We start from the raw sequence: 12,852 nt of genomic DNA on the forward strand, positions 1-12,852 counted from the left end.
GGGGGATCCCGACCGTCACGGCCGGTTCCCGCGTCAGCGCATCCGTGTCGCCCACTCCTGCACCTTCTTGATCCGTTCCCGGATCTGGCCCGCCGTCGCCTCCGCGCTCGGGGGCCCGCCGCAGACCCGGCGGAGTTCGGTGTGGATCACACCGTGGGGCTTGCCGCTCTGGTGGACGTACGCGCCGACCATCGTGTTCAGCTGCTTCCGCAGCTCCAGCAGCTCCTTGTGGGAGACCACGGGGCGGCGCTCCGCCGGGAGTTCCAGCAGATCGGCCTCGGTGTCGGGCTTCTTGCGGCTGTGGGCGATCTGACGGGCCTGGCGCTTCTGGAGGAGCATCTCGACCTGGTCGGGTTCGAGGAGGCCGGGGATGCCGAGGTAGTCCTGCTCCTCCTCGCTCCCCGGGTGCGCCTGCATACCGAACTCGGCGCCGTTGTACATGACCCGGTCGAAGACGGCGTCCGATTCCAGCGCCTCGAAGGGGAGCTGGTCCTGTTCGCCGGTGTCCTCGTCCTGGGCCTTGTTGGCCTCGTCCATCTCCTTCTCGGACTCGGCGTACGGGTCCTCGTCGCCCTCCTTCTTCGGGCGGTCGAGGACGTGGTCGCGCTCCACCTCCATCTCGTTGGCGAAGCCGAGGAGCATGGGGATGGTGGGGAGGAAGACGGACGCGGTCTCGCCGCGCCTGCGGGAGCGGACGAAGCGCCCGACGGCCTGGGCGAAGAAGAGGGGGGTGGAGATGGTGGTCGCGTACACCCCGACCGCCAGCCGGGGGACGTCGACACCCTCGGACACCATCCGGACGGCGACCATCCACCGCTCGGTGCTCTCGCTGTACTCGTCGATCCGTTTGGACGCGCCCGCGTCGTCGGAGAGGACGACGGTCGCCTTCGTCCCGGTGATCTCCCGGATGAGTTTGGCGTACGCCCGCGCCGAGTCCTGGTCGGCGGCGATCACGAGGCCGCCCGCGTCCGGGATGGACTTGCGGACCTCGGTGAGCCGCTGATCGGCGGCGCGCAGCACATTCGGCATCCACTCGCCGCGCGCGTCGAGCGCCGTCCGCCACGCCTGGGAGATCGCGTCCTTGGTCATCGGCTCGCCGAGGCGGGCCGCGATCTCGTCACCGGCCTTGGTGCGCCAGCGCATATTGCCGCTGTACGAGAGGAAGATGACGGGTCGCACGACGCCGTCGCCGAGGGCGTGTCCGTAACCGTAGGTGTAGTCGGCGGAGGAGCGGCGGATACCGTCGTTGCCCTCCTCGTAGGTGACGAAGGGGATGGGGTTGGTGTCCGACCGGAAGGGCGTACCGGTCAGCGCCAGCCGCCGCGTCGCCGGGTCGAACGCCTCCAGACACGCCTCGCCCCACGACTTGGAGTCGCCCGCGTGGTGGATCTCGTCGAGGATGACGAGGGTCTTCCGCTGCTCGCAGCGGTTGCGGTGGAGCATCGGGCGGACTCCGACGCCCGCGTACGTCACGGCGACGCCGTGGTACTCCTTGCTCAGCGGACCGGCGCTGTAATCCGGGTCCAGCTTGATCCCTATCCGCGCCGCCGCGGCGGCCCACTGCTTCTTCAGATGCTCGGTCGGGGCGACGACGGTCACCTGCTGGACCACATGGTGGTGGAGCATCCAGGACGCGAGCGTCAGCGCGAAGGTGGTCTTCCCGGCGCCGGGGGTGGCGACCGCGAGGAAGTCCCGCGGCTGCTCCTGCACGTACTTGTCCATGGCCCCCTGCTGCCAGGCGCGCAGCTTGCCCGCCGTGCCCCAGGGGGCGCGGCCGGGATAGGCCGGGGAGAGGTGGTGTGAGTGGGAGGCGGTAGTAGTCACGGTCTCCGGTGCGGCGGGTCGTCGGGCGGCGGGCGTCGGGCGGTGTGCGGCACTCAGTCGGGCGGTGTGCCGCGGGCGGCTCTCAGTCGGTCGTCGGGCGGTCGGCGGGCGAGTCGTCGGCCGGGCCCCGGCAGGGGCTCGGTATGACAACCGGGCCACCCTACCGGTGCCTCCGATGCGGTCCGGGCCGGACGAGGCCGGGGCCTCGGCGGGTGCGACCTACCTCACACGAAGTCGCCTCCGCTGCCCTGCGCGCCGGCCCGCAGCTCCCGGAGCCGTACCGCGATCTCCGGCATCTCCGCCACCGTGCCCGACGCGACACCCACGACCAGGTCGTACGCGGCGTCCTGGTCGACGTCGCGCATGTCCTCGCCGTTGAGGTGGAGGAAGACGGCCGTGGAGAGCCAGGCCATCCGCTTGTTGCCGTCGACGAGGGGGTGGTTCACGGCGAGAGCGTGCAGCAGCGCCGCCGCCTTCCCGAAGGTGTCGGGGTACGCCTCCACGCCGTACATCCGCGCCCCGGGCCGGTGGACGGCCGAAGCCAGCAGGCCCGCGTCCCGGACGCCCACGGGCCCGCCGAAGCCGATCTCGGCGAGATCCCCGGCCTCGGCCTCCGTCAGCAGTCTCGGTCCCGGTCCCATTCCCTGTCCCGGTCCCCATCCGAGTCCCACGGCCTACTCCCCCAGCCGTCGCAGCAGCCCGGCCTGGCGGCGGGCGTACTCCGTGCCGATCCGGCGGACCTCCGGGCGGTCCTCCGCCGTCGCCCGGGCCAGATAGTCGTCGAGCGCGGCGAGCACGAGCGTGTGCGGGTCGGCTCCGGCGGCCTCGGCGCGGGCGGCCAGGGCCTCGTACCGGTCGGCGGTGAGGCGGAGTTCCATCGTGGTCATGGGGCGAAGGTAGCGGGCGGGCGGACCGGAGCCGTACGGGTTTTCCCGGGTACGGCGGACCAGTGGCCCCTTACGCCGTCGCCGTCGCCGTCGCCGTCGCCGCCACCGGTGGAGCCTTCACCCGCGTCGCGACCCACGCGCCGATCAGGGCGACCACCGCCATCGGGAGGAAGACCACCGCGAACGCCGCCGGGTGGGATCCGCCGGAGGACTCCGCCGCCGTGGTGGCGTGGTGGGCGACCGAGCCGCCGCCGAGCGCCGCGAAGGCCGCGCCGCCCGCCGCCAGCAGCATGATGTTGGAGAGGCCGTCGGAGATCTGGAGGGACGCCGAGTTGGCCCCGGCCTCCTCGGGGGCGGAGAGCTTCAGGAGCATCACGCTGGTCGACGCGATGACCATGCCCATACCGAAGCAGCCGACGGCCCAGCCCACGGCGAGGGTCCACACGGGGACGGAGTCGATGAGGACGAGGGGTGCCGCCGCGATGGCCGCCGCGCACAGGACCATGCCGGTGGACATCAGGCGTTCCCGGTACGGCTCCACCCGCGGCCGGGACTGGAGGAAGGAACCCAGCGCCCAGGTGAGGCCGCCGGCGGCCAGGGAGAAGCCCGCCATCGTCGGGGAGAGGCCGCGCTGGGTCACCAGCATCAGCGGGATGAACGACTCGGCGGCGATGAAGGAGCCCGCGGCCACGCCCCGCAGCAGGACCACGGACGGCAGTCCGCGCGCGGCCAGGTAGGTGCCCTTCGGGAGCAGGCCCAGGACGGCGGGCACCAGCAGCGCCGCGCCGGCCGCAGCCGGGATCAGGGAGAGCCAGGCCAGGTCCTGCGCCGAGTACTGGAGCAGTCCGGCGCCGACGGAGATGCCCAGCGCCAGCCGGGTCCTGCGGCGGTCGAACGGCTGCCGGGGCGCGTTCGGATCCGCGGGGCCCGAGGCCATCCGGCGGATCGCGGGCAGCGCCAGCGCCAGCGGGAAGACCACGAGCGCGGGGATGCCGAGGAACACCCAGCGCCAGCCGAGCTGCTCGGTGACCGTCCCGGAGGCCAGCGGGCCGACGATCGACGGGATGATCCAGCTCGCGGCGAAGGCGGCGAGGATCTTGGGCCGCAGATGTTCGGGGTAGGCCCGCCCGATGACCACGTACAGGCTGACGATCACGAGGCCGCCGCCGAAGCCCTGGACGGCGCGGCCGAGGATGAACAGCCACATCGCGTTCGCGGTCCCGGACAGCACCAGGCCGGCGCCGAAGGCGGCGATACCGGTGGCGAGGGGGCGCAGCGGCCCGTCCCGGTCGGCCCACTGCCCGGCCAGGACCATCGCGAGGAGGCTGGTGGTGAAGTAGGAGGAGAAGGCGAAGGCGTAGACCTCGACGCCGTTCAGCTCGCGGGCCGCGACGGGCATCGCGGTACCGACGGCGGTCGCCTCGAAGGCGATCAGGAGAACGACGGCGATGATGCCGATACTGAGCGCCCGGTAGGTACTGTCGAGTACCCCGTCGCCCTTGCCGTCACCCTTGCCGTCGCCCCCCGGTCCTGGCCCGGTGTCCACGGCGACCGGACCCTCCTGGATCGGGGACCGCGCCGGGGATACGGGGGATATGACGGGGCCTGCGGGCTGTGGGGTGACCTCCGGGTCACGGGGTTCGAGGGCGCTCATCAGCCAAGGGTAAGTGGCTTAGGCAACTATGGGAGCTGTCGCGGGGCGGGGATCGGGCTGGTCCGTTGGTCCTACGCCTCCGAGAAGGTGTCCGCGGGAGCCGGGCAGGTGCCGGGCGCATACCGGGGAGGCGTATGTGAACGGAGCATGGCGGTCGTATTGCGGGGCGCGTGGATCTCTTGGCCCGCGCGGGCGGCGCCCCCTACGGTCGTGGCCAGGGAGACCACCGCGACACCGGCGGGGGAACCCCACGACCGTGTACCCGAGTGGTTCAGGGCCTCGTCTGCAAAACGAGTCACGCCGGTTCGAATCCGGTCACGGTCTCGGGACGCGCGCTTCATGGCGGGCGGACCATGGCAACACGGGAAACGGGTCCGGTCGTCCCCCACGGCGGAGGGTGGACGGCCGGACCCGTGGCGTGTCCGTACCCCGTGGCATGTCCGCCGCCCGGTACGACGGAGCGCCCGGCACCCGTCGCGTACGGGGCGTACGGCGCCCGAGGCGCCCGGCGACTCAGACCCGTGCCTCGTCCAGTTTCCCCAGGATGGCGTCCACGGTCTCCTCGACCGTCAGACCGCCGGAGTCCAGCCACAGCCCGATCGCCGGCGTCTCGTCGCGCAGGACCGCGTCGAGACCCTCGGGGGTCCAGCCGAGGCCGTAGCCCGTCTTCGCCCGCGCCTCCTCCCGCGCGGCGATCACATCCGGCCGGGGCGCGAGGACGACGACATAGAGGGGGCGGGTACGGACCATGGCCACGTACTCCGGCAGCGCGTCGCCGATCACGATGTCCTGGACGACGGCCGTCCAGCCCGCGTCCGCGTACAGATCGGCGGTGTGCGCGGAGATCCGGTGACGCAGCCGCAACTGCTCCCGTACGACGTCACGGGCGTCCGCGTCGGCGCTCATCTCCGCCGCACCGGACACCATCATCCGGCGGAAGGCGTCCCCACGGACATGCGCGGAACGGGGCAGCCGCTCGGCCAGGGCCTGGGCGACGGTGGACTTCCCGGCGGCCATGACGCCGGTGACGAGGACGACGGAGGAGTCGAGGTGCCGGAGGTGAGCGGAGTCGGTCATGGGGTGACGCTAAGCGGCGGGGCGGGGGCCGTTCCACGGTTTTTGGGTACGGGGCCGGTGTCGGGCGGGCAGGTGGAGGTGGTCAGGGGCGCTGGGGGTCCCCCCGCACCGGCGGCCCGGCGGCACGGGGCCAGGGGGCTACCCCTGGACCACGGCCGCCTGGGGGCGGATGGGGAGGCGGTTGACCGGGCGGCCCGTCGCGGCGCGGACGGCCGCCGCCACCGCCGCCGGCGACGTCACCACCGGCACCGCGCTCGCCGCCTTCGCGCCGAACGGCGCCACCACGTCCCGTTCCTCCACGAGCTTCACGATCCGGATGTCCGGCGCGTCGAGCGCCGTCGGCAGGGCGTAGCCCGTCAGGTCGGGGCGGCGTACGACACCCCGGTTGGTGCGGAGGTTCTCCGTGAGCGCCGTGCCCACACCGAGGGTGACACCGGCCTCGATCCGGACGGCGAGCTGCGCCGGGTTGAGGATCCGGCCCACGTCCTGGGCGACCGCCATCTCCACGACCCGGATCGAGCCGAGTTCGATGTCGACGTCGACGACCGCGCGGACCGCGCAGAACGCGAGGCCGACGAAGGCGTCGCCCTGCCCGGTCTCGTCCAGCGGCTCGGTGGGATGCGGGCGGCATTGCGCGGTGGCCCACAGCTCCTTGCCCTCCAGCGCCTCGGCGACGGTGACCGAGAGCACCCCGTCGTACGAGGTGATCTTGCCGTCGGCGATCTGGAGCAGCTCCGTGGACATCCCGAACTGATGCGCCAGCGGCTGGAGGAGCTGGGTGCGGACCATCTTCGCGGCCCGCTCGACCGCGCCGCCGGAGACCCAGGTGTGCCGTCCGTGGCAGGCCGGGCCCGCCGGGGGCTGGTCGGTGTCGACGGAGGCCACATGGACCTCGTCGACCCCGAGGGTCTCCTGGACGATCTGCCGGGCCAGGGTGGTGAAGCCGGAGCCGGTCTCCACCGCCGCGCAGATGACGGTCGCGATGCCGTCCTGGACCTTGACCGTGGCCGTGGACACCTCGTCGGTGCCTTCGGCGCCCAGCATATGGACCATGCCGAGGGCGTAGCCGACGCCCCGGCGCACGGCGGCCGGTTCCCCGGCGCCCTCGGGTCCGCCGGGGAGGAGCCAGTCGTCCTCGGGCGAGTCCTTGGGGAGCGGCGGGAGCGGATGGTCGCGTACCGCTTCCAGCAGTTCGGCGACGGGCGCGGGGCAGGTCACGGTCTGGCCGGTGGGGAGGATGTCCCCGGTGGCGAGGACGTTGCGGAGCCGCAGGTCGGTCGGGTCGAGGCCGAGCTTGTTGGCCAGTTTGTCCATCTGCGCCTCATAGGCGGCGCAGACCTGCATGGCGCCCTCGCCGCGCACATGGCCCGACGGGGGGTTGTTGGTACGGACCGCCCAGCCCTCGATGAAGGCGTGCGGGACGACGTACGGGCCGCAGGCGAAGGCGACGGCGGCGGCCAGCGACTCGGACGACGAGTCGGCGTAGGCGCCGGAGTCCAGCAGCAGTTGGGCCTCCACCTTCACCAGGCGGCCCTCGGCGTCGGCGTGGTGCCGGTAGCGCAGGAGCGTGGGGTGGCGGTGGGCGTGCCCGAGGAACGACTCGTCGCGGGTGGCGGTGAGCTTCACCGGGCAGCCGGTGCGCAGCGCCAGCAGTCCGAGGGGGAGCTGGAAGCCGGGGTCCTCGCGGTCGGAGGTGGCGCCGGGCACCCCGGTGACGACGACCTTGACCCGGTCGGGGTCGAGGCCGAAGCAGGCGGCGGCCAGGTCGCGGTCGGTGTGCGGGTCGGTGGAGGCGACGTACAGTTCGACGCCCCCGTCGGGGCGGGGTACGGCGAGTCCGGCCTCGGCGCCGACGGGCGCGGGGTCCTGGCGGCCGATGCGGTACAGCCCCTCGACGATCACGTCGCCGGTGATGTCGGGGTCGCCGTAGCGCAGCGGGATATGCCGGATGAGGTTGCCGTCGGGGTGCAGCGGCGGGGCCTCGAAGGCGAGTTCCGGGTCCGTGACCGGTTCCAGGATCTCGTACTCGACGACGATGGCGAGGGCGGCGAGCCGGGCGGTGTCCGGATGGTCGGCGGCGACGGCGGCGATCGCCTCGCCGTGGTGGCGGACCAGGTCGGCGGCGAAGACGGGCCGGTCGGCGACGCGGCGGCCGTAGGCGGAGTCGCCGGGGATGTCGTGATGGGTGATCACGGCCCGGACGCCCTTCATCTCCCGCGCGGCGGAGGTGTCGACGGAGACGATCCGGGCGTGCGGGTGCGGCGAGCGGAGGATGGCCGCCCACAGCAGGCCCTCGGCCCAGAGGTCGGAGGCGTACGGGAAGGTGCCCTCGGTCTTGGCGCGGGCGTCGGCCGCGGGCAGGGACGCGCCGATGCCGTGCACGGGCGGGTCCGGTACGGGTCCCTGGGAGCCCGGGGCCGAGGCCGCCGGGAGGGTCGCCGTGGTGGTCGCGGTGGCGTCGCTGCTCACGCCATGCCTCCGTCATGGGGGTGGGGCTGCACACTACCCGCACCGGGAGGCGCCTGGTGTGGAATACGGGCTTCCGGAACGGGGGCTCCGGGGACCGGGGGGCCGCCGGGCCGGTGCTGGCCGGGGTCCGCCTCGGCCGCCGCCGCGCTCGCCTCGCGCTCGGCGACGACCTGGTCGACGGCGTCGAGCACACCGCGGTAGCCGGAGCAGCGGCAGAGATTGCCGCACAGGGCCTGCCGGGTCTCCAGTTCGGTGGGGCTGTGGTTGCCTTCCAGCAGGTCGTGGACGGTCATGGCCATCCCGGGGATGCAGAAGCCGCACTGGACGGCGCAGTTCCGGGCGAGGGCGCGCTGGACGTCGGAGGGTTCGCCGTGTTCGGCGAGGCCTTCGACGGTGCGGACCTCGGTTCCGGCGGCGGTGGCCGCGGGCACCAGGCAGGAGGCGACGAGCCGGCCGTCGACCTGGACGTTGCAGGCGCCGCACTCGCCCTGGGAGCAGCCGTCCTTGGCACCGGCGAGGCCGAGGCGCTCGCGGAGCACGTACAGCAGCGACTCGCCGATCCAGGCGTCCGTGACGGGCCGGTCGGTGCCGTTGACGCGCAGGACGTACGAGGTCGGCGGGTGCTCCTCGAAGGCGGGAACGAACGGGACTTCCGGTTCCGGTTCGGATTCCGGTTCGGACTCCGGTTCGGGTTCGGGCGCGGTGTCGGCCGCGGGTTCCGGCTCGGGATCCGCTACGTCGGCGGAGGCGTCGGGCGCCTCGGTGGCTTCGGTGGCTACGAGTTCGGCCGGTTCCGCAGCGACGGCCTCGGGCTCGGGCTCGGAATCCGCGACCGGCTCGGCCTCGTGGCCGGGATCCGCTACGTCGGCGGGGGCGTCGGCCACCGGCGGATGCTCCGGGTGGGGAGCGGGCCGCTCGACGACGGGCGCGACGGCTTCGGCGTGCTCGACCGGCTCGGCGGGCGCGGCTTCCTCGACGGGCTCCACGGACGCCACAGGCACCACAGGCACCACAGGCACCACGGGCGCGGCCTGCTCCACCGGCGCCACAGGCACCACGGGCACCACCGGCTCGATCCGCTCGGCCGGTTCGGTGTGCGGCTGTGCCACCGGCTCGGCGACGGGGTGCGCGGCCCAGGGCGCCGCGGCCCCGCCCGGCAGGGTCGCGGGGGCGTCGGAGGGCGCCCAAGGCGCCGCCGCGGCGGCCTGCGGGGCCTCCGGGTGGAGGTCCGGGTGGAGTTCGGGGTGGAGTCCGGGGTGCGGCTCGGTCATGGAGTGTCCGGACGGCGCCGGAGGGGCGTTCCACTGCTGGGCCCGGAGCATGGCCGTGGTGTACTCGCCGGTCTCCTCCGGCAGATCACCGCGGGCGACCGGGATCGTCCACTGCCCCGTGACATCGCTGGGGGCCGCGGGCCCCCGCTGGTCCACGACCTCCTGGAAGGCCCACTGGCCGGTGGCGTGCGGGTCGTCGGGGTGCGGCACGGTGCCGGACTCGGGCTCGGGCCAGCCGCCCGGCACATGGCCGGGAACCGTACCCCCGTCGTGCGGAAGACGTGCCTGCGGCGGGATCTGCGGATCGGCGACGGGTGTCAGCGGCAGGATCATCGGCGGTACGAAGCCGTGGCCCGGCGCCTCCAGCGGCGCGGCCCGCAGCTGGTCCTCCGACGGCAGCTGGACGAACGCGGTCGCCTCGTGGTCGAACGCGCCCTGGGGCATGGGCTGCCAGCCGCCGTGCCCGGAGGGCTGCGGATAGCCGGGGTGGTGACCCTGATTGTCCTGGTGACCGTGGTGAACCTGATGTTCCGGGTGACCGGGGTGGCCGGGGTGGCCCCGGTGCTCCTGGTGGCCCTCGTGGCCCTGGTGACCGAGGTGCCCCTGATCACCGGGGTGTTCGCCGCCCGGCGGGTGGTCGTTGCCGGTGTTGCTGTTATTGCCGTTGTTGTTGTTCACGACAGCGCCCTCCCCAGCGCGCGCCGGGCCAGCGCGGCGACCGTACGCCGCAGATGCAGAACCGCGGGCGGCAGCCGTTGCGGCTCCTCGCCCGGGGCGGCGGGCTCCGGGTCGGGGATGCAGGCGGCGGCGACATAGTCGCCGAAGGCCGCCAGCGCCTCGACCGCGAGACCCCGCTCGCCGTCCCAGTCGATGAGTGACGCGATCCAGCGTTCCGCTTCCAGCGGGCGCAGCGGCATCGGCGCGATGGCGCCGACGGCGCAGCGCACCCCGCGCCGCTGCGGGTCGAGGACGACCGCGACGGACGCGGTCGCCCGTCCCGGGCCGGTCCTGCCGGTGGCCTTGAGGAACACCTGGGGCGCGTGGAGCAGGGGAACGCGGACGTAGCCGACGAGTTCGGCGGGGCCCAGCAGATCGCGGCCCGCGAGCAGCTGGGCGACCGGGATCTCGCGGCGGACGCCGCCGGGCCCGGCGATGATCAGCTCGGCCTCCAGCGCGGCGAGGACGGGCAGGGTGTCCCCGGTCGGCGCGGCGGAGGCGATATTGCCGCCCAGGGTCCCGGCGTTGCGGATCTGCGGCGGTCCCGCGGCGCGCGCCGAGGCGGCGAGCGCCGGGATGAGCGCGGCGAAGTCGGGCCGTCCCATGCGGGCATGGGTGAGTCCGGCGCCGAGGAGGGCGTGTCCGCCGTCCTGGTAGCGCCAGCCGCGGATCTCGCTGATACGGCCGAGTCCGACGAGTCCCGAGGGCCGCAACTGCCCCCGGTTGACCGCGGCCATGAGGTCGGTTCCGCCCGCGACCGGCACGGCTGCGGGCATGGCGGTCAGCGCCGCCACGGCCTCGTCGAGCGAAGCCGGCAGCGTCACCGACTGCGATGTCTGCGGTGCGTGCGTGGTCACCCAGCTGCCCCTTCCCGGTGTCCGGCGTCCCGCCTGTGTTGCCGTACCGTACGTGCTCACAGCCCGGACGTGGCAACTCTGGCACATCTTCCGAGCCGACCGCCGCGAGGGTCCACGAAGGGCCTGTCCGCGACGATTGTCCCCTTCCTTGCTGGATGCACCTCTTTCAGCCGCATCACCTTTCCGCCCCCATCAGTACCCGTCGGCCACCATCGGACACCTTCACAACCATTCGGCGGGTAAAAGGCGGTGGACGGCGGATGACAGATGAATCGTACGATTCCCCCGTTGACGCCCGGGGTTCGACCGGTTCGCGGAGCGCGCGCGAGCGGCCCCCGGTCCCCCGCGCGTCGTACGCGGGGCACCGGGGGCCGGGACCGGACCGGGGACCGGCCGGGGACGGTCACACGTTCGGCGGCGCGCCCTCGCGGGGGAAGCCCTTGACGCCGGGACGCTTCTGCCAGGGCCGGGGCCCTTCGGGGCGGCGGTAGTCGACGCCGAGGGCGTCCAGCCGCGGATAGTGCGCACCCATCCGGGCGGCGAAGCCCGCGTAGTCGCGCTCCGCCGGGGCGGGCAGCGCCGACCAGGCCACCTCGGCGAAGGCGGCGAGCCGCGGGAAGACCTGGTAGTCGACGCGGGCCCGCTCCTGCATCACCTCGGTCCAGACATTGGCCTGGGTGCCCAGGATCCGGACCGCCGCCTCCGGTTCGAGGTCCGGCGGTACGGGCTCGAAGCGGTAGACGTCCTCCAGGGTGCGGACGTAGCCGATCGGCATGGGCTCGTCGGGCCCGCCGTCCTGGCGGTGGTCGAGATAGACCTGCTGCTCGGGGCACATCACCACGTCGTGGCCGGCCCGCGCGGCCTCGATCCCGCCCGCGTAGCCGCGCCAGGAGGAGACCGTCGCGCCGGGCGCGAGGCCGCCCTCCAGGATCTCGTCCCAGCCGATGAGCCGCCGGCCGCGGGCGGCGAGCCAGGTGTCGAAATGCCGGATGAACCAGGACTGGAGGCCGTCCTCGTCGCCGACGCCCAGCTCCCGGATCCGGGCCTGCGCGGCGGGCGACTCCTTCCACTGGTCCTTGGGGCACTCGTCGCCGCCCATGTGGACGAAGGGCGAGACCTCGGCCGGGAAGAGGTCGAGGACCTCCTCCAGCACGCCCTCGTAGAACCGCAGGGTCTCCTCGGTCGGGGCGAGGACGTTCGGATTGACGCCCCAGGTGTCCCAGGGGGTGAGGGAAGCGGTGTCGACGACATCGGTGTTGCCGAGTTCCGGATAGGCCGCGATCGCGGCCTGCGAGTGGCCGGGGATGTCGATCTCGGGAACGACCCGGATATGGCGCTCGGCGGCGTAGGCGACGATTTCCCGGATGTCGTCCTGGGTGTAGTAACCGCCGTACGGCTTCTCGTCCCACAGCTCCGAGAAACGGTGCCCCCATTTCGTCCGGGGCCGCCAGGCACCGGCCTCGGTGAGCTTCGGATGGCGCTTGATCTCGATGCGCCAGCCCTGGTCGTCGGTGAGATGGAAGTGGAAGACGTTGAGTTTGTGCGCGGCGAGCAGATCGAGCATCCGCAGCACGTCGTTCTTGGGCGTGAAGTGCCGGGCCACGTCCAGCATCAGACCGCGCCAGCCGAAGCGGGGCGCGTCCTCGACGGTCCCCGCGGGGAGCGCGGCGACCGTCGAACCGGCGGCGGGCGCGGCCCGGAAGGCACCCGGCCCCAGGAGCTGGCGCAGGGTCTGCGCGCCCCAGAAGACCCCGGCGCCGTCGCCGCCGCGGATCTCCACCCCGCCGGCGGTGACGGTCAGCCGGTACGCCTCGGCCGCCAGCGACGGGTCCACGGCGAGCGTGACGGTGTTGGACCCGCCGGGCTCACCGGGCGGCAGCGGCAGTCCGAGGGCGGCGCCCACGGTGCCGCGCAGCCAGCGCTCGGCGGTCCCGGTGCCGGGGCCCGCGGCGAGCTCGGTCGCGGTGTCCGGGGTGAAGCTCCCGCCCTCGGGCGCGGCCGTCACCGAGACCGGTGCCGGGATCAGCCCGGTGGGTCCGGGTGCCGCCTCTGTGTCGCTCATGCCGTTGTTTCCCTCCTGCCCGGGGTCGCCGGGC

Annotated in this window: 9 protein-coding genes and 1 tRNA gene; 1 reads left to right on the plus strand and 9 read right to left on the minus strand. The window is 73.5% G+C overall.

What is annotated here, in order from left to right; translation table 11 throughout:
• Positions 1–33: 33 nt before the first annotated feature.
• From ACFXG1_RS02525 to ACFXG1_RS02540, 4 genes are all read right to left on the minus strand, one after another.
• The gene (locus ACFXG1_RS02525) at positions 34–1,824 is read right to left on the minus strand and encodes a DEAD/DEAH box helicase (RefSeq protein ID WP_384713289.1); all 1,791 of its coding nucleotides are present in this window, start codon (positions 1,822–1,824) and stop codon (positions 34–36) included.
• Between the two features lie 224 nt (positions 1,825–2,048).
• Complete coding sequence (locus tag ACFXG1_RS02530) at positions 2,049–2,465, minus strand: type II toxin-antitoxin system death-on-curing family toxin (RefSeq protein WP_384713286.1); 417 nt, start codon at positions 2,463–2,465, stop codon at positions 2,049–2,051.
• Between the two features lie 33 nt (positions 2,466–2,498).
• Positions 2,499–2,711, minus strand: a complete 213-nt coding sequence (locus tag ACFXG1_RS02535) for a CopG family transcriptional regulator (RefSeq protein WP_384713284.1) — start codon at positions 2,709–2,711, stop codon at positions 2,499–2,501.
• A 70-nt stretch (positions 2,712–2,781) separates the two neighbouring features.
• A complete protein-coding gene (locus tag ACFXG1_RS02540) occupies positions 2,782–4,365 on the minus strand; it encodes an MFS transporter (protein WP_384740411.1) in 1,584 nt (527 codons plus the stop codon).
• 252 nt (positions 4,366–4,617) lie between these two features.
• On the opposite strand from ACFXG1_RS02540, the gene ACFXG1_RS02545 reads away from it, so the two are divergent.
• Positions 4,618–4,689 (plus strand) — tRNA-Cys (locus ACFXG1_RS02545).
• A 189-nt stretch (positions 4,690–4,878) separates the two neighbouring features.
• Here ACFXG1_RS02545 and ACFXG1_RS02550 read toward each other — a convergent pair.
• From ACFXG1_RS02550 to ACFXG1_RS02570, 5 genes are all read right to left on the minus strand, one after another.
• Positions 4,879–5,442 carry an AAA family ATPase gene (locus ACFXG1_RS02550; RefSeq protein ID WP_384713278.1) on the minus strand — a complete coding sequence of 188 codons (564 nt, stop codon included), beginning with the start codon at positions 5,440–5,442 and terminating at the stop codon, positions 4,879–4,881.
• Positions 5,443–5,580: 138 nt separating this feature from the next.
• Positions 5,581–7,911: a xanthine dehydrogenase family protein molybdopterin-binding subunit gene (locus ACFXG1_RS02555; protein ID WP_384713276.1), complete on the minus strand. Its 2,331-nt coding sequence runs from the start codon at positions 7,909–7,911 to the stop codon at positions 5,581–5,583.
• Complete coding sequence (locus tag ACFXG1_RS02560) at positions 7,908–9,626, minus strand: 2Fe-2S iron-sulfur cluster-binding protein (RefSeq protein ID WP_384713295.1); 1,719 nt, start codon at positions 9,624–9,626, stop codon at positions 7,908–7,910. The genes ACFXG1_RS02555 and ACFXG1_RS02560 overlap by 4 nt, the downstream gene beginning before the upstream one ends.
• A gap of 230 nt (positions 9,627–9,856) precedes the next feature.
• Positions 9,857–10,756 carry an FAD binding domain-containing protein gene (locus ACFXG1_RS02565; protein WP_384740415.1) on the minus strand — a complete coding sequence of 300 codons (900 nt, stop codon included), beginning with the start codon at positions 10,754–10,756 and terminating at the stop codon, positions 9,857–9,859.
• Positions 10,757–11,159: 403 nt separating this feature from the next.
• Positions 11,160–12,818 (minus strand): beta-N-acetylhexosaminidase, encoded by a 1,659-nt coding sequence (locus tag ACFXG1_RS02570; RefSeq protein WP_384740418.1) that lies wholly within the window; start codon positions 12,816–12,818, stop codon positions 11,160–11,162.
• Positions 12,819–12,852: the final 34 nt, after the last annotated feature.

Origin of the sequence: Streptomyces sp. NPDC059248, from assembly GCF_042753905.1 — a bacterium.
Classification (GTDB): domain Bacteria; phylum Actinomycetota; class Actinomycetes; order Streptomycetales; family Streptomycetaceae; genus Streptomyces.